This window comes from Sporosarcina sp. P19 (genome assembly GCF_002743165.1).
Lineage (GTDB): Bacteria > Bacillota > Bacilli > Bacillales_A > Planococcaceae > Sporosarcina > Sporosarcina ureae.
This window is the reverse complement of sequence record NZ_PDYR01000019.1, coordinates 16,195-34,474: the sequence shown is the minus strand read 5'-3', so window position 1 is coordinate 34,474 and position 18,280 is coordinate 16,195. Positions and strand designations below refer to the sequence as shown.

The 18,280-nt window shown below is 39.9% G+C and carries 16 protein-coding genes; 8 read left to right on the top strand and 8 right to left on the bottom strand.

The genetic code is table 11. The features are described 5' to 3' along the window. Window positions 1-61: 61 nt before the first annotated feature. Window positions 62-886, bottom strand: a complete 825-nt coding sequence (locus tag CSV74_RS15275) for an aldo/keto reductase (protein WP_099692321.1) — start codon at window positions 884-886, stop codon at window positions 62-64. 155 nt (window positions 887-1,041) lie between these two features. Between CSV74_RS15275 and CSV74_RS15270 the strand changes: the two genes are divergently transcribed. Further along, entirely contained in the window at window positions 1,042-2,340 is a 1,299-nt protein-coding gene (locus CSV74_RS15270; RefSeq protein WP_099692320.1) for an NCS2 family permease, read from the top strand. Between the two features lie 256 nt (window positions 2,341-2,596). Here the strand turns inward: CSV74_RS15270 and trmL are convergent, their stop codons facing one another. Next, window positions 2,597-3,073, bottom strand: a complete 477-nt coding sequence (gene trmL / locus CSV74_RS15265) for a tRNA (uridine(34)/cytosine(34)/5-carboxymethylaminomethyluridine(34)-2'-O)-methyltransferase TrmL (RefSeq protein WP_099692319.1) — start codon at window positions 3,071-3,073, stop codon at window positions 2,597-2,599. Between the two features lie 14 nt (window positions 3,074-3,087). Next, complete coding sequence (queG, locus tag CSV74_RS15260; protein ID WP_099692333.1) at window positions 3,088-4,224, bottom strand: tRNA epoxyqueuosine(34) reductase QueG; 1,137 nt, start codon at window positions 4,222-4,224, stop codon at window positions 3,088-3,090. Between the two features lie 55 nt (window positions 4,225-4,279). Here queG and CSV74_RS15255 point away from each other — a divergent pair, with 55 nt between their 5' ends. From CSV74_RS15255 to CSV74_RS15225, 7 genes are all read left to right on the top strand, one after another. Then, window positions 4,280-4,987 carry a B3/B4 domain-containing protein gene (locus tag CSV74_RS15255; RefSeq protein WP_099692318.1) on the top strand — a complete coding sequence of 236 codons (708 nt, stop codon included), beginning with the start codon at window positions 4,280-4,282 and terminating at the stop codon, window positions 4,985-4,987. Further along, on the top strand, window positions 4,984-5,496 hold the full coding sequence (locus CSV74_RS15250) for a hypothetical protein (RefSeq protein ID WP_099692317.1): 513 nt from the start codon (window positions 4,984-4,986) through the stop codon (window positions 5,494-5,496). The genes CSV74_RS15255 and CSV74_RS15250 overlap by 4 nt, the downstream gene beginning before the upstream one ends. A gap of 504 nt (window positions 5,497-6,000) precedes the next feature. Beyond that, complete coding sequence (locus tag CSV74_RS15245) at window positions 6,001-7,674, top strand: ribonuclease J (protein WP_099692316.1); 1,674 nt, start codon at window positions 6,001-6,003, stop codon at window positions 7,672-7,674. A 346-nt stretch (window positions 7,675-8,020) separates the two neighbouring features. After that, complete coding sequence (locus tag CSV74_RS16705) at window positions 8,021-8,170, top strand: hypothetical protein (protein WP_158231823.1); 150 nt, start codon at window positions 8,021-8,023, stop codon at window positions 8,168-8,170. A gap of 152 nt (window positions 8,171-8,322) precedes the next feature. After that, entirely contained in the window at window positions 8,323-8,943 is a 621-nt protein-coding gene (locus CSV74_RS15240) for a transposase (RefSeq protein WP_158231822.1), read from the top strand. A 606-nt stretch (window positions 8,944-9,549) separates the two neighbouring features. Continuing rightward, on the top strand, window positions 9,550-9,744 hold the full coding sequence (locus tag CSV74_RS15230; protein ID WP_099692313.1) for a hypothetical protein: 195 nt from the start codon (window positions 9,550-9,552) through the stop codon (window positions 9,742-9,744). Between the two features lie 777 nt (window positions 9,745-10,521). Continuing rightward, complete coding sequence (locus tag CSV74_RS15225; RefSeq protein WP_099692312.1) at window positions 10,522-12,087, top strand: APC family permease; 1,566 nt, start codon at window positions 10,522-10,524, stop codon at window positions 12,085-12,087. 322 nt (window positions 12,088-12,409) lie between these two features. Here the strand turns inward: CSV74_RS15225 and CSV74_RS16960 are convergent, their stop codons facing one another. The 5 genes from CSV74_RS16960 to CSV74_RS15205 form a co-directional block, all read right to left on the bottom strand. Next, window positions 12,410-12,700, bottom strand: coding sequence for a group II intron maturase-specific domain-containing protein (locus CSV74_RS16960; protein ID WP_233190989.1), 291 nt, complete (start codon window positions 12,698-12,700; stop codon window positions 12,410-12,412). Window positions 12,701-12,893: 193 nt separating this feature from the next. After that, window positions 12,894-13,238: a reverse transcriptase family protein gene (locus CSV74_RS16955; RefSeq protein ID WP_233190987.1), complete on the bottom strand. Its 345-nt coding sequence runs from the start codon at window positions 13,236-13,238 to the stop codon at window positions 12,894-12,896. Window positions 13,239-14,091: 853 nt separating this feature from the next. After that, entirely contained in the window at window positions 14,092-15,867 is a 1,776-nt protein-coding gene (gene xsc / locus CSV74_RS15215; protein WP_099670867.1) for a sulfoacetaldehyde acetyltransferase, read from the bottom strand. Between the two features lie 41 nt (window positions 15,868-15,908). Next, the gene (locus CSV74_RS15210; protein WP_099692311.1) at window positions 15,909-16,856 is read right to left on the bottom strand and encodes a selenium metabolism-associated LysR family transcriptional regulator; all 948 of its coding nucleotides are present in this window, start codon (window positions 16,854-16,856) and stop codon (window positions 15,909-15,911) included. A 65-nt stretch (window positions 16,857-16,921) separates the two neighbouring features. Continuing rightward, entirely contained in the window at window positions 16,922-18,277 is a 1,356-nt protein-coding gene (locus CSV74_RS15205) for an aminotransferase (protein ID WP_029054158.1), read from the bottom strand. Window positions 18,278-18,280: the final 3 nt, after the last annotated feature.

The window sequence follows — 18,280 nt, the reverse complement described above, 5'->3', positions numbered from 1 at the left end:
CGTGTTTTAAACAGTTGTCCACTTCTTTTACATCTTGACCCCTTTACCTCAATAGCTCCACTTAAAACGAGTCTGGATCCATACCTGTCCGTTCATCACGGTTTAACGCGTTGATCATCGACATATCCGTACATGTTAATTCAAAATCAGCTACCTCACAATTTTCGTGAATACGGTCAAGTGACACAGACTTTGGAATGACGATCAAGCCATTTTGGATATGCCACCTGATGATGACCTGTGCTACAGTCTTCCCGTGCTGTGCAGCGATTGCAGTGAGTGTTGCATCTTCAAGAATTTGCCCTCTAGCTAGCGGACTCCAAGAAGTTACCGCAATTTGATGCTCACTGCAAAACTGCCGCAATGGCTCTTGAGTTAAACGAGGATGGAGTTCTATTTGATTCACCATAGGACGGATATTGGCAAACGTGAATATCTCTTGTAAATGAGCTTCATGATGATTCGAAACACCAGTAGCCCGAATCAATTTTTCATCATACAGTCTTTCAATTGCACGATATGTATCCACATAACTGTCGGCAACAGGCCAATGGGTCAAATACAAATCTAAGTAATTCATGTCCAATCTAGTTAACGAACGTTCGAATGCGCGCAGTGTTTCATCATATCCTTGCTCATCATTCCATACTTTAGATGTCACAAATAAGTCTTCACGTGCGATACCAGAGTGACGGATTGCTTCCCCCACGGTTTGTTCATTATCATAAATAGATGCTGTATCAATTGCGCGATAGCCTAGTGAAACCGCTTTCTCGACAGCTTGCATGGTCTGCTCAGGTTCTGTCATTTTATACGTACCTAAACCGAACTGTGGCATTTGCACACCGTTGCTCAGTGTAACCAGCTGATCAAAAATCGTTGACATAAAAAATCCTCCTTTATACACTCATAGGGTAATTGTACATTATTTCACAGAATTTACGAATGCTTTTTCAGTATAACAGGTTGATTTCTTCTGTAAAAACGAATATTATTGTCTATGGACTTTATTATGTTCGTAATATAAGGAGAGAATTCACAGTGTTCCAATTAAAGAAGAATCAAACGACTGTCAAAACAGAACTACTGGCAGGGATGACCACTTTCCTGACGATGGTCTATATCGTCATCGTCAATCCCATTATTTTATCGGAGGCCGGTGTCCCATTTGACCAAGTCTTTTTAGCCACTATAATAGCTACTGTCATCGGTACACTTTGGATGGCCTTATTCGCTAATTACCCAATCGCTATTGCACCAGGTATGGGGTTGAACGCCTACTTTGCTTCAGTCGTCATAGGTTCAAACGGTCAACTGGACTATTTAGCAGCTTTTTCTGCGGTCTTTATAGCAGGTCTGATTTTCGTATTATTATCAATGACTTCTTTCCGGGAAAAGCTAATAGAAGGCATTCCCGAAAATCTTAAACATGGTATTACAGCTGGAATTGGATTGTTTATCGCTTTCATCGGGATGCGATTATCGGGATTAGTAGTTCCTCATGAGTCCAACATCGTACAGCTAGGTGAACTCACCTCGCCTGCCGTATTACTGACTTTGTTCGGATTGCTCGTGACGATTATTCTTATGAATCGCAATGTCTACGGGGCTATTTTTATAGGTATGATTGCAACAGGTATCGTCGCCTTCTTCACGAAGCAGTTACACTTCGATGGTGTTGTAAAAATGCCTCACCTGCCTGAAGGAATTCTTGTATGGAATCCTGTACAGGCCATGGAAGATGTAATTTCATACGGTTTATACGGTGTCGTACTATCATTTCTACTCGTTACTTTATTTGATACAACGGGAACGATGATCGGCGTAGCCAAGCAAGCAGGGCTCATGAAAGGTAATTCTTTACCTCGTGCTCGCCATGCGCTTCTAGCCGACTCAGTAGCCGCCACAGTCGGCTCAATGGTCGGAACTAGCCCTACATCCGCTTACGTCGAGTCGTCCTCTGGTGTAGCCGTAGGCGGTCGTACAGGGTTAACTACATTAACGGTTGCCGTGCTATTCATAGCCGCTGCGTTTTTCAGTCCGATCGTTAGCGCCTTATCTGGCGTCGCAGCCATTACGGCACCAGCTTTGATCATTGTAGGTAGTTTGATGATCGGTGCGGTGAAAAACATTGACTGGGATTCATTCGACGAATCGTTCCCAGCATTTCTAGTTATTTTAACGATGCCACTTACTTCAAGTATTGCGACAGGTATTGCACTTGGGTTCATCACATACCCGTTACTGAAGATTACAAAGGGGCAAGGTAAGCAAGTGCCCTTATTAATGTATATCTTTGCGGTACTATTCGCTTATCAGTTGCTATTCCTGCCTCATTAAGATTTGTTAGTAACCTGTCACATAAAATGACGAAGATTATTTCATTTATATAATTTTTACGGTATACTGTATGAAGGACTATTGATTTCATAGGAGGTACAAACAATGAGACTAATTCTAATTATGGCCGTTTGTTTTGCATTCTTATCTGCAATCTTGACTGGCGGATATGAAAATAAGCCAGGCGAATCAAAAACGAATCAAATGAAGTAAATAGAAAGGGATTGGCCATGAGCCAATCCCCTTTTTTTATATATTACGTTAAATGTGCAAATCTCTGTTGACGAAGCGCTTCATAGATTAGAATCGCAGCAGTATTCGACAAGTTCAATGAACGGATATGCTCATCGTTCATCGGAATACGCAAACAACTTTCTTTATACTGCTCCGTTATTTCATTTGGCAATCCGGTTGTCTCTTTGCCAAACACAAAGAAAATATCCTTATCGGTATCCGAATAATCAAACGTGTCATAGCTCGTCTCTCCGAATTTTGTAATGAAATAAAACTCACCCTCGGGATACGCGTCTATAAACTCTTGAATTCCATCGTGATACGTAATATCAACATGCTCCCAGTAATCTAGTCCGGCACGTTTCAACATTTTATCTTCAGTAGAAAAACCAAGTGGCTTTATTAAATGGAGAGCAGTATCGGTACCCGCACACGTACGGGATATATTTCCTGTATTCGCGGGAATTTGTGGTTCGAATAATGCAACGTGAATCGTCATCTTACTACCTTCTTTCAATTAATATGCAGCTGTTCTAGAGCCTGCTTAATTTCACTTACTACAAACTCATCTTCTTCTATAACCAAACATTCTTTGAGCACCTCTTGTACTTCTGTCGTTCCAATCTCCCCAAGTGCCCATGCAGCTGTCCCTCTAATCATCGGTCGCGGATCTTCTTTTATCAATCTCGTTAGTTCTGGTATCGCCGATTCATCTTTAAAATGAGCCAATGCAATGAGCGCATTTCGCTGAATCGGATTTTTCCCGCGCCAAGAGCCCGACATATGACCATACTGCTCTTTAAATTGACGATTGGATAAGGACAATAGTGACAGCAACAAAGGTTTTACGAGCTCTGGCTCAGGCGTGAATGAAAGTTGATGTTTGTGATTCATTCCTTTGTTTTTTGGACAAACGGTTTGGCAAGTATCACATCCATACAAACGATTCCCGATCTTGAGACGGAATTCTTCAGGTACAGGTTTCTTTGTTTGTGTCAAAAACGCAATACAACGCTGGGCATCTAATTGTCCAGGCTGTACAAGCGCGCCAGTCGGACAAGCATCCAAACATAAATTACAGTCTAGACATTGATCTTCCATCGGCTCATCTGGTTTAAATGGCAGATTCGTAATCATTTCACCCAGATAAACGTACGACCCGAACTCCGGTGTAATAATTGAACAGTTCTTAGCCGACCAACCGATACCCGCACGTTCTGCTACTGCACGATCTACAAGTTCTCCTGTATCTACCATAGAACGAAGTCGCGCATCGGGTACCTTAGTTAAAATGAATAATTCCAGTTGTGCTAGTTTATCACGCAATACGGTATGGTAATCTTCACCCCAAGAAGCCCTGCAAAACATACCACGACGTTCCCCTTTTTTCCCACGGGGACTGTCTGACATTTTCGAAGGGTATGCAACTGCTATAGCAATAATACTCTCTGCTTGATCTAGTAATAATAAAGGCTCCGTTCGTTTCTCTATATCCGGCTCTTCAAAACCGGATTGATAGTTCAATCGTTGCTGTTGTTTCAGACGATCTTTCAATTTCACAAACGGGGCTGCTGTCGTAAAACCAATTTTGTCTATTCCAATGGACGCCGCAAACGTTTGTATTTCATGCTGTAACTGAGCGACATTCACCATTCCCCGCCTCCCTTATGATAAGATGAAGTAAAATTACAAGCAGGTGATACTGATGCAACTTACTATTGATTCTTCTATATTCACGAAAATCCCTGATTTTAAATTAGGCTTAATCTATTATAACAAAACAATCGTCTCTGCATCACCTCAAATGCTAAAAGGACGATTACAATTATTCCAAGAACAACTATATTTCGAGCTACTCGACAAAGATTTGACAGATTTCAACGGTCTAGCGGAATGGCAATCCATTTGGACAACTCTCGGTGCAGACCCATCGACTAAGCCGCCAGCTCTTCAGTTACTCTTACAACAGATCAAAGATCGTCGCTATACATCGTCCTTCCATAGTGCAGAAGATCTGAACACTTTCTTTTCCTTGCAATACGAAATCCCAACAGTTATTTATGATGCTGACAAAATAGCGGGAGATATTATGTTGTCTGTCGGCACGGCTGAGGACGGCTACGAAGGATTGAATAATCAATTCAATACCTTTGAAAACATCTTACTTCTAAGCGACGGATACAGTCCGTTTGGTAGTCCATATGTTGATTCAATACGAACAGCCGTAACAGAGGAAACCGAAAACATCATTCAATTGCTTTTCATTCATCCTTCGCTAGATAACGACAAGGCTCTACAATTAGCTGAAGCTTGCGGAAAAATGTTCACCAGCATAAATGGTGGCGACTATCAGAGTTCTGTATTGGATAGTAAGAATCCAGACTTTATACTAACAGACGAGGTGAAATCATGAACATTACATTAGCTGAAGGTATTAAATTAAAAAGTATCTTATCTAAACAATTACGTGAACTGGAAACAGAAGCCCAACGAGTCGCTTTCATAACGGTTGAAAAAGGTGCACCACGTCCAATAATCAGCCGAACATTAAAAGACGTAGAAGCCGAGATGGAACAAGTTAGACTAGATCAACGCAAACTAGATTATCTCATCTACGTAGCAAACAGCACAAATACAGTAGAATTCGAAGACAAACAACTATCATTAGTTGAAGCCATTGAACTGGCTATCCAATTGCGTGCAAAGTCTTCTTACTATAAACAATTCTCTTTAGCGAGTAAAGAAGAAATACAATATGGTTTTGCCGAATCCACTACGATTTATCGTGTAGCATTATTTGATCCAGAAGAATATCGACTGAGAGCACAACAAGCTGAAAAAGCGGCACACCAGTTATCGAATCGAATTAACATGAAAAACTATACAATCGTTCTTGACTTTGATGGCGCTAACTACTTTTAACCTCAAAAAGGTGAGACTCCTTTTTGAGGCATAGAGTGGGGAATATGAACTCAAACTTGCTGAAACCAATCACTCGTTACCCTTTACACATTGACCAATGACCTATTACCAACCATGTCCATGGCAATGAACCCTTAATAAGTAACACCCTTTCATATTTCTCCTCTATGGCCTGCTGCCTGTCATTTTGACAGGCAGCAGGTATTTTTTTATGTTATTACAACAAAACCTATCGTACAGGTGAATCTAATTGCATTTCACATGTAAATGTATAATAACTTTAAATATGCCGTTGTGAATGTTTGACTAGGCTAAACTTACTTCATTTGCTTCCCTATCTACTACCTTCTGCCAATTCGCTTCTTCCTATTTTAAACCCACTTTCCACACTGAGAAATAAGCAAAGAGAACTTATCTATGTTCATACTACATAAATTTTATTATTATGGTCATCATAATCTACATCTAACTTATTGAAAATAACTTTGTAAGGGGTTTTTCGCATTGAAAATAGGAAAGAACACGTTATCCATTTTTGCTTTGGGTGGCATAAATGAAATCGGAAAAAATATGTACGTACTCCAATATGGAGATGACATCATCATTATCGACTGTGGTGCCAAGTTCCCTGATGAAACCTTATTAGGTGTGGATTTAATTATTCAAGATATATCATACTTACAAAACAATAAAGATAAAATCCGTGCATTGATTGTGACTCATGGGCATGAAGATCATATTGGTGGTATTCCATACTTACTAAAACAGCTAAGTATTCCTATATATGCGACTAACTTGACCCTCGGTTTAATTAAATTGAAATTGAAAGAACACGGACTTCTACGTGCAACGGAACTAAAGACGATTAATGCGGATTCGAATGTTGAGGCAGGTACGCTAAACATGACATTTTTCACTGTAAATCATAGTATTCCGGATTGTCTAGGAATTGCAATTCATACACCAGTAGGGACCGTTGTACACACAGGCGACTTCAAGTTTGATTTAACACCTATAAATGAGAAGTATACAGATTTTCATAAAATGACCGAGATCGGGAACCGTGGAGTGCTGCTTCTATTATCCGAGAGCACTAATGCTGAACGCCCTGGTTTTACACAATCTGAACGCGTAGTTGGCGAACATATTGAAGATGCTTTTCGCAAGGCCAACCAAAAAATATTTATCTCTACATTTGCATCAAACGTTTATCGGGTTCAGCAAATCATAAATGCTGCCCTTAAAACAAATAGAAAGGTTGCCTTGCTTGGTAGAAGTATGGTGAATATTGTATCCGTCGCAGCAGAACTCGGATATTTAACAATACCTGATGGCACTTTAATAGAGGCAAATGAAATTAATCGGATGGCACCAGATGAAGTTGTCATTATTTGCACAGGCAGTCAAGGTGAGCCTATGGCAGCATTATCACGTTTATCGACTTCAACGTACCGTCAAGTATCTGTATTGGCTGGAGATACCGTCATTCTGGCATCAAGCCCTATACCTGGTAACGAAAAAAGTGTGTCACGCATCATTGATAATTTATTCCATTTAGGGGCCAAAGTTATCTATGGATCCGGTAGCACATCAGGTATGCATGTTTCGGGACATGCCTTCCAGGAAGAGTTAAAACTCATGCTCACCTTGATGAAACCAACATATTTCATTCCCATTCATGGAGAATTTCGTATGCTTCAGCAACATCGAACATTAGCCGAATCTGTTGGCGTGAAAAGTGAGAACGTCTTCATTATTAACAATGGAGATGTAGTAGATATTAACAACACTGCTGCTAGTCAAACAAGACGAATACAAGCCGGTAATGTTTTCGTGGACGGACTAGGTGTTGGAGACGTTGGGAAAATTGTATTACGTGATCGTAAATTGCTTTCAGAGGAGGGTATGCTGATTGTTATAATTACCCTAAGCAAAACGGATGGGCAGATCATTTCAAATCCAGATATAATTTCCCGTGGATTCGTTTATGAACGTGCTGCGGAGGATATTTTGAATGAAGTGAATCAGCTAGTTATTACTATCGTTAACGAATCAAAACAATCGAATGGGGATAAACGAAATGATTTAAAACATAATCTAAAAAAATCAATTGAAAATCTATTATATACTCAAACAAAAAGAAGGCCGATGATTCTTCCCTTTATAATTGAAATATAAAACTGGCTTCATAAGCCAAATATTAATATTAAGGAAAAAAACTTAAAAAAGGCACCGCCCAAGACGGTGCCTTTTTTAAGTTTTGAAAGGTATTACAATCGCCATACATGCCACCTCTTCCGATAAGATCTGTTCCTTCTATTATATAAGCTCAAATTGAAAGAATGAAAAAAGCATTTACTTAACTTTTGCACTAGAAAAATAGTATGTAACCATTGATAGTGTTAGCACTAGGGCTTGCCGATTAGTAACCTTGACATCTACAATAAGAAATGAAAAAACACCTCATTCTTTGGTAAAGTGAGATTGTTTAAGAAATCACTACCACAGAAGAGGTGTCCCTACTATGATAGATCAAACGAGCCCACATAATCAACTGCCAAAGGAATTGGATTCTGTTTTTACCGAGCTGAAAATCAATAAGCATTTGCGCGAAACAGGCATTCGAAAATCCCTTGGTTTCAGCTGTTCGTACTTATTCCAGCTGGTGTTCTGACTGATTTTCCAGCACAAGAATTGGTATTCTCTACTCGACTCGAAGAAAGCAGACAACTATCCAGCCAAGATGCCGTGTATCGATTTTTGAAATAATCCACGTTCAATTGGCATCGTTTTCTCCTTCTTTTAAGTACATTCACCATTCAAAAGGTGACTCGCCTTACAGATAAAGATCGGCCGAAAGTGTTGATCATCGATGATTCTGCGTATGATCGAAATCGTAGTAAAAAAGTAGAATTATTAGCACGCTGCTTTGATCATGCGTCCCTGAAAATGCGCTTTTACAAAGGTTTTCGCATGTTAACCTTGGGATGGTCGGATGGCCATACGTTCCTGCCTATCGATTTTCCCTGCTCAGTTCGAAAAAGTCTCAAATTAATAGCATTTCTCAAGATATCGAAAAACGCACTTGCGGCTATAAACGTCGAGAGAATACGCTTCAGTCAGCCCCTAAACAGATTGCCTGACATGATTAGACGGGCCCTGGCAAACGAAGTGGAAGCCAGCTATGTCTTGATGGATTCATGGTTCACCCTGCCTCCACTTGTCAAAGCCATCGTAAAGCAGGGATTGGACGTCATTGGCATGGTAAAAAAAACAAAGCAGCGCTACCTCGTCAATGGAAAACCGGTTTCCTTGAAGCAACTGTATCAACTGGCGCAGCCTGTCGAGTCCAAGAAAGGGATTCTTCGTTCCATCGACACGGTGATGAAGAATGGAACGCCTGTTAAGATTGTTTTTATCCAGAACAGGAATAAACGCAGTGAATAGCTTGCCATCCTTAGTACCGACTGCAGTCTAGCCGAACAGGAAATCGTCCGGATTTACGGCATGCGGTGGGATATTGAGGCCTTCTTTAAGACGGCCGAGTCCCTTTTAAGATTGGAGAAGGAATTTCAAAATCGCTCTTTCGACGTGCTAATCAGTCATACAATAATTGTTTTCGCGCGCTATATCGTACTTACGTGGCAAAACCGCTGCCATACTGATCAACGCACACTTGGTGGGCTTTTTTATGAGCTGTGCGACGAAGAAAATAAACTCGATTGGGCTATCGCTTTACAGCAGTTGATCGGTCTACTTGAGATGCGCGCAAACAGACGAATTCAAAAATCAAAAAGTTAATTCAAAGTCAACTGGAACGGTGGATCGCTGCTCTGCCTAGTTATATCAAGGCTTATTTGCCGATTTCAGTCTGCGAAAGTTGAGATACTATGATTAGTAGCGGTGAAGAACAGGCCGATAGATGGCTCATATCGCTAGGTAAGTTCACTTTTGTTGCGTTAGCTTCTACAGCAGAATGACATGTAGAAGCTAGCGCAACAAAAGGAAAAAACCGAGAAACGGATCCATACGGCTAGAGAGGAGCTTTCTTCATTGCCTGAAAGGGCATCCACAGAGACGACTGATCAACCTTCATTGGAACTAGAAGTGGAAAACAAGCGATTTCTGGATGTATTGCGAATTGCGATGCATAATGCGGGGCAAATGTTACTGGATGTATTCAAGTGTTGTTACTCTAATCCACAGGATATACATAAAGTCCTGCAAGCCACTGCTAATCACAAATAGAAGATGGTTACATGTCACTACATAAAGGAACTTCCATCAAAAGGAATTTACCGTGGAACAAACACCCTCTTATCCTCCGAAGGGTAATGTGCACTTCACCTTATGGCAGTGCTGCTTTGAATCCTCAAATCCTTTTCCCCTTCCCATTTCTAAATGAGATAGTGGTTTTAAAAAGTATTCTCCTCGTTACATTGACGGGACCGACCAACTTTTTACATATTCACCATAAAGCTAATTATTCAGTTCGAATTATTATTTCATGAAAACACGACAGTATATAAAAATTAACCATAAACCTTATCTCACTTTCCAATAACTCTAATTTACAGAAATTGTTGATTATTCAGTATTTAACCGCTAGAATTTAATCTATAGACATGATTTAACCCCAATAAGATAAGGTTTGAAAATCCCTTAAGAGTTTATTGTGAATTCAAATATTTTTTTTACAATGGGCAGTAATTTCGGAGAGGAGCGACTTTAAACATGCCAAGTAAACCGTCTTAGCTCTATATTTTTATCACAGCTTTGAAGTTATAAGCTATTATCGCTTTTGTTAAACATGTGTCGGTATACTTCTGTTGCGTTTCCGATTGGTGTACCTAATTTCCCCCTTCCTCGGATCCTTTTTGTGCGATATTTACTATTTTACCACTTTTCAGTTTCGGTCAGGAAACAATCAAGGCGATTTTGGCTTTTCGGGTGTGAATCATAGACACTTTTTAAAAAAACTATTTTGATAGCGCTTACAAAAAATAATGACGAGGAGGAATACAAATGGAACAACGTGAACAGTTACAGAGAACATTAAAACCACATTGGGTTTGGGCAATTGCTTTTGGTTCGGCGGTTGGATGGGGAGCGTTTGTTTTACCAGTTGATTGGATGGGAATGGCGGGACCACTCGGGGTCATTATTGGTTTCTTAATTGGAGCGCTCTTGATGATAATCATCGGAATTAGCTACGGTTTCCTTGTTGAAAAGTTACCCATATCTGGAGGTGAGTTTACCTATGCTTATTATGGATTAGGTAGATATCATGCATTTGTATGTGGATGGTTTTTAACGCTTGGCTATATGTCGATTGTAGCATTAAATGCATCTGCCATAGCACTTCTAGGAAAATTTGTCTTACCATCTATTGTTGAACGAGGTTTTATGTATAGTATTGCTGGATGGGAGGTTTATGCGGGAGAGGTTGTCATTGCCTGTATCGCATTAGTAGTTTTTGCTTTTATAAATATACGAGGAGCGGACTTATCCGGATTTTCTCAATTTGTATTTTGTGTCGCATTAATAGTTGGCTTAGCTTTACTAACAATCGGTATGATTCTACATCCAGCCAGCTCTTTTACGAACATACAACCACTGTTTAATCCAGGGGTAGGAGCTTTGTCATCAATCATTGCCATCGTTGCCATTGCACCCTGGGCATATGTTGGGTTTAGTAATATACCACAAGCGGCTGAAGAATTTGACTTTTCTCCTAAAAAGTCATTTAAATTAATTGTTATCGCTCTACTTTGTGCAGGTTTTGCCTATTGTTTATCCATAATAGCTACTGGTGTAGGTCAATCTTGGACTAGTGCTGTTGAAACAGGATCTATTTGGGGAACAGGTACTATTGTCGAAAATGCCTATGGGATTTGGGGAGTTATTTTACTTTCCTTTGCTTTAATGATGGGTATCTTTACCGGACTTAATGGTTTTTATGCATCAACTAGTCGACTACTGTTCGCAATGGGAAGAGCCAAAGTCCTTCCAGCAGCATTTGGAAAATTACATCCCAAATATAAAACACCATATATTGGTATTTTATTCACCTTGGCTGTAACCGTTTTCGCTCCATTATTTGGACGACAAGCGTTATTATGGGTAGTTGATATGTCGGCTCTTGGAGTAACAATCGCCTACTTCTATACCTGTTTTATAGCTTACCGTTTACTTAAATGGTCAGATGCATCCGCAAAGAATCCAAAAGGAATTTCCATTGTTGCACCAACACGTAAGTTTTTATGTTTACTAGGTGTAATCAGTAGCATAGGGTTTTTCCTTTTACTTGTCGTACCAGGTTCACCCGGATTCCTAGGAACACCGTCATGGATCGCCTTATCTATTTGGGTTGGACTTGGTGGTATCTTCTTTATTACTAGATTTAAAAGTTATAGTGCCATTCCAAAAGGTGAAATGGATCATTATGTTTTGGGGGATTATGTTGATAAAAAAGCAGAGGATTTTACATCTGTCTTAGCTCCTGTGGCAGCTGCAAGTGCAGATATTGAAGAGCCAAATGTTGAAATGGATTATGTTGATAAAAAAACAGAGGATGTTCCGGTGCCTTAACTTCTGTTACAGCTGCAAGTATTGAGGATATTAAATAATCAGCGCCGATATTCAAACGAGTAGGAGGGAGTGATTACCTCCCGACCTCTCACACCACCATACGTACCGTTCGGTATATGGCGGTTCAATTAAGACTGATGACGTAAATTTACTTATCGTGATAGTAGACTTTTGAGCCCTCGGAAACTCCAGTAGGAGTTTCCGAGGGCTCTATATAATAAAGGACTTTTGGAAGTTCTCCAGTAACTCTTACGTGAGTTACCCTATTCCTATGCCTTAACTTTCTGTTCACCTAATCCAATGAGTTCTCTCACCTTCTTACTTAGTACCTTCCAGTTTTTACACGTAGACATTCGAAGCCTTCTTCTAATCCAAGAATCGAAGTCTCCGAAAACACTTGGCCCTCCCCCAAAACGAAGGAACTGCACCAACCCAACAGGTATTGATTTAATTTCTTGATTCGATAATCTATGGGATAGGATTTCTTCCTAGAGGTTATCTCGCGGATTTTATTTTTTATCCGCTTTAAACTTTCTTCAGGAATCGGAACCTTTGATTCTTTCTGAAAAGTAAAGATGAATCCAAGAAACTTCCTCTTCCAAGGGCGGTCCATCGCGGATCTATTCTGATTAACTTTCAACTTAGGTTTCCCTTCGATAAATGAAGTGATGGAATGCACGAATCAATTTTCCGATTTCTTTGTTTTCACATAGATATTGCAGGCATCGGCGTATCGGACAAAGTTATGTTCCATTTTCTCCAACTCTATATTCAGTTCATCTAAGACAACATTAGAGAGTAGAAGATTAAGAGGTCCTTCTTGTGGAGTTCCTTCTGCACTTGTTGTCACCAGACCACTTATATATGGTTCCAGATTTCAGACGGCTACGGATTGGCCCGAGTAGACGTTTATCTTCAATTTGCTTCACAAGTGTTCTCGTGAACCTATAATGATTCACCATGTCTAAGAACTTCTCTAAGTCCATATCCACAACCCTACGATTCCCCCCTTGAATATATCCTTTTGCTCTCCTTATCACATCACTGGCGCATCGATTTGTTCGAAACCCAAAGCTATGGATTGAAAATGTCGGATCATATAAAGAGGTTAATTCGTGGGCAATGACTTGTTGAATGAGACGATCTGTCACGGTAGGGATACCTAATAACCGCACTCCACCATCAGGTTTCGGGATTTCTTCCCTGCGGACAGGCTGTGCCTAGAAGCACCCTAAAGGGGTTCCATTTTGCTGGTTTCATAGTGTTCTAGGATGTGCTTCCGCAGGTCTTGTACGGGTATTACATCCACGCCGAGGCCACTGAAAAAGTCCTGGATTATAGGTTGAACTACGAATTGTCCATTTGACACGCTTTGGTGCATTTTGGATGCCTCCCACTAAAAAGGTGCCTTCGCTAGTTATTCCTAGGCAACTTTAGGACAACTACTTCGTCAGTACAGTGTGTATTGATAACACGCAGGTCTATCGGTATGCAGATACAAGGTGCGATGGCCATATTTGCGGTCAATCTCAAACGAATTAGAGCATTGATAAGTGAAGCCGGGCAATCAGTAAAGGAAGCTGGGCGATTGAATGTATTTTCAATGTAACAAATTCTCATTTACGATTGGATAAAGAATTTCAGTGCCTCAGTTACAAAGCATTTATATATTGATTTACTTTTTTACGTGTGTTGCAATGAAGTAGAGATGATCCACTTCACCAAATACCTATTGACTATTTTGAACTAATAGGTACCGTGTTAGCTGCAGATTCCCTTATAACTGACGAACAAATTCACAAGACTTTTCACAACAATTGTATCTCTATTCAAGTATAGCCTGATAATTTACCTCCTTCAGCCATTTTACATCAAGGCCGAAAACTTATTTATTGTGCCTGAAAGGTTAGTTAATAGATGATAAATGTTATCTCTTTCTCATAACAAAACATCTCCATGCTAGCATAGGCCAGTATGGAGATGTTTTTGCTTACTTATTTATTTTTATTTTTTCCATGCATCATGATCTAGGTGTTTATATTTATCCAAAAATCTTGTTGGCATTTTTAATGCGTCTTTTCTAAATGGTGGTGCAAGCTGTGTCCCGTCCACGAAGATGTTTAGGACTGCTGGCTTACGTTGCTCCAAAACCTCTTTTACTATCGGTCCAATATCCTCTGGATTAGTAATCGTATGGCCAATTGCTCCCATTGATTTAGCTACTTCAGCGAAATCAGGCGCATCAATATCGGCGCCGACAAAGCGGTTATCATAAAAGTCGACTTGATTCTTTTTCTCTGCTGCCCATGATTTATTGTTAAACACACAAGCGATAACAGGAATATCTTGTTCCACAGCCGTGCTTACTTCATGCAAACTCATTCCCCATGCACCATCACCAATGATGGCTACTACTGGTGAATCCGGCTCGGCCAGCTGAGCTCCAAGTGCTGCTGGATAAGCAAAGCCAGTATTACCAAATGTTAATGCTGCGATATGACGTCTAGATTGATTGAATTTCAGGTATGCATTGGCAGTCGATGATACGTTTCCAATATCGGATGAGATAATCGTGTTTTCAGGCAAGGCTTTTCTTAATTCTAACAAGGCACGACGTGGGTTGATTGGACTACCGTCTACCATTGCCAAGTCGATCAGTTCTTGTTCCCATTCTTCCTTGACCTTGCCAAGCTCTTCCAAACGATCCTGTTTTTTCTCTGGAGATGGTAAGGCAGAAATTAATTGTTTATAAATCTCGTCACTCGCTGCTTTTGCATCGCCAATAATTCCAACCTCCACGGGATGTGTTCGTGCGATTTGTCGTGGGTTAATATCGACTTGAATTATTTTAGCGTTTTTCGGGAAATAATCAATATCGTAACAAGGTAATGTTCCAAATACCGATAGACGTGTTCCAATCGCTAGAACGACATCTGCTTTTTTCAGCGTATGCATTGCAGCTTTTGATCCCATATAACCAATTGGCCCAACTGCAAGTGGGTGATTTGCAGGGAAAGCATCATTGTGCATATATGTTACTGCAACAGGTGCTGTTAAATGCTCAGCTATTTGAGCAACCGCATCAATACCATCTGCATCTACTGCGCCACGTCCCGAAATAATAACAGGGTATTTTGCGTCTTTTAATAGTTCCACAGCTCTCTTAATCGATGCGGGGTCACCACAACCTCTGGCATCAACACGATACTGATGTGGCTGCAGAATTTGTTCTTCCAGTTCTCCATAAAATAGATCACGTGGAATATCGAACAATACTGGTCCGCGCTCAGCATACGCAATTCGGAAAGCAGTACGCAGACAATCAGCTACACGGCTCACATGTGTTACGCGGACTGTTTCTTTCGTAATTTCTTTAAAGATGGAAACTTGGTCACATTCTTGGAATCCATCCCAACCAATTGTAGGCGTCCCTGCTGAAGGGGAGATAATAACCATTGGTGTATGTGCTTGGTTCGCAGCTGCAACGGACGTTACCATATTTGTAATTCCTGGTCCGTTCTGTCCAACAAGAACCCCTGCAACACCGGAAACACGTGTAAAGGCATCCGCCATATGTCCAGCACTTTGTTCATGACGAACCGATAAGAATTTTATACCAGCTGCCGGGAATAAATCTAGCATATCCATAAAGGCCGAGCCCAAAATACCATAAACCTCTTTAACACCTTCCGCTAGAAGTGTTTCGACGATTGCCTCGCTTGGTGTCATTTTAACCTTTTGATTCGTTGCTTTTTTCACCATTGTTTGTTCTTTTACCATTTTAAAATTCCTCCTCTAAATATAATTACTGATTTTTCAATCTATTTACATCGAGCATTGCTCGTCGGTAGGTGGATTAGAGTACCTACTTCTTTTTCCCGAATAATACTTCGTAACTCATCCAAAAATAATTCAGTTGATGATTTTAAAACGCGATCTTTACAAAATGCGATGTAAAAGGAGCGATAAAAAGATATATTTTTAATTGAATATGTCTTTAGCAATTTTAATTTTAATTCTTTTTTTATCGCACTTTTTGAAATGAACGACACTCCCAAGCCTAATTCAACAGCCGTTTTAATAGCCTCAGTACTTCCAAACTCCATAACTATATTTAAATCATTTAATGAAAGTCCGGCCTGTTTTAAATATTTATCCACAACAGCTCGTGTACCTGATCCTTTTTCCCTAATAATAAGCGGTGTTTCTTTCAGTTGATCCAATGAAATATTCAGTTCATTATTAGAAAAATAATCTGGTGCAGCAATCAAAATAAGTTCATCTTCTAAAATTGGTTCCAGAGTAATTTGTGGATCCTCTATTGGTGTTTCAATTAACCCAACATCAATTAATTGATCTTTAAGATTATCTACGATTTTGTTTGAATTCTCGATCTTAACACTCATTTGAATGAGTGGGTACGAATCTATAAATCTTTTTAAGAACTCTGGAAGTATATACTCACCTATTGTTAGACTACATCCCATACTTAAATCACCAGTTATAGTGTTTTCCATTTGCAAAATTTCCTTTTGAGCTGAATCACTTAAACGGATAATCTCTTTGGCATATTTCAATAAAACATGTGCGGATAGAGTCATTGCTACCTTTTTCGTGGTTCTCTCAAATAGCTTAGTATTTAGTTCTTCTTCCAGCGCCTTTATTTGTGATGTAATCGTAGGTTGAGTAACATACAATATTTTTGCTGCGTCAGAAAAGCTTTTCTTTTCAGCAACTGCAATAAATGTTTTTAATCTTTCGTAATTCATCTATATTACCTTCCCATCCATCCCGCTCTTTACTCCAGATTAGCAGCATGTGAGTCAGGGTTAATTTAGAGACTACGAATAACAGATTCTACTGTTTCAACGATGAAATCCAAATCCTCTTCCGTGCTTGTTAATGGTGGTGCAACGATGATAACATTATTTTGACCTGGGACAGTGTCACCATTTTTACCAATAATCAAGCCTTTTTGTTTGCACTTGCCAACGATTTCAGCCATCTTCAAATCATCCAGAGGTTCTTTTGATTGTTTATCTTTTACCATTTCCAACCCAAGTAGAAAACCAACCCGCCTAACTTCCCCAACATTTTCGTGGTCTATTAGACTATCTAGTTTACCTAATTTCGTTTCGCCTAACTCACGTACACGATCAACGATATTTTCCCTCTCAATAATTTCAATATTTTTAAGTGCAACAGCACATGAAGCTGGATGACCACCATAAGTGGAAACATGTCGGAAGTGATTATCTTTTCCTTCCTGATTAAACACATCATAGATTTCCGATTTAACAGCTGTAGCTCCAAGCGGTAAATAACCACTTGTTAAACCTTTTGCCATTGTCACAATGTCGGGTTGAACGCCTTCTGCATGCATGAAGCCAAACATTTCACCTGTTCGACCATAACCGGAAACGACTTCATCCATAATCAGTAATACATTGTACTTTTTACAAATTTCCGCAACGCGTTGAATATATTTATTAGATGGGATAATGACACCTCCACCTGAAATGAACGGTTCCATAATGAAGGCTGCTACAGTCTCTTCTCCTTCCCAATTGATCATTTCTTCAAGCATTTGCGCAGCTTTTAAATCAGACTCTTCCGGATCTCCACCAAAGATTGAGCGATAGCTATAAGGTGGATATACATGTAAAAACCCTGGCGCCCCTGGATCATATTTGACACGGCGATTTGCTTGTGCGGTTGCACTTAATGCCCCAAGTGTCGATCCATGGTAAGCACGATAACGCGAAATGAATTTAAATTTGCCTGGATTCCCCGTTTGGCTGTGGTATTGACGCGCGATTTTAAAAGCCGTTTCATTTGCCTCAGAACCACTATTAGAAAAGAAGGTTTGATAACTCGCACCTAACAATTCACTTATTTTCTTCGCCAATCCGACGGCAGGTTGATGATTCATTGTTAACGGAAAATAAGATAGCTTTTTCATTTGTTCTGTGGCTGCGTCCACTATTTCTTGACGCCCATAACCAAGATTCAAACACCACAAACCTGACACACCATCGAGGTATTTATTTCCGTTCTCATCTGTAAACCATGATCCTTCACCTGATACTCCAACCGTTTGCTGTGCATTTGGATTGTGGCGATGCATTGCATTCCATAAATGAGATGTTGTTTTTTCCATCATATTACTCATTTCAACTGCTGTCTTCATAGG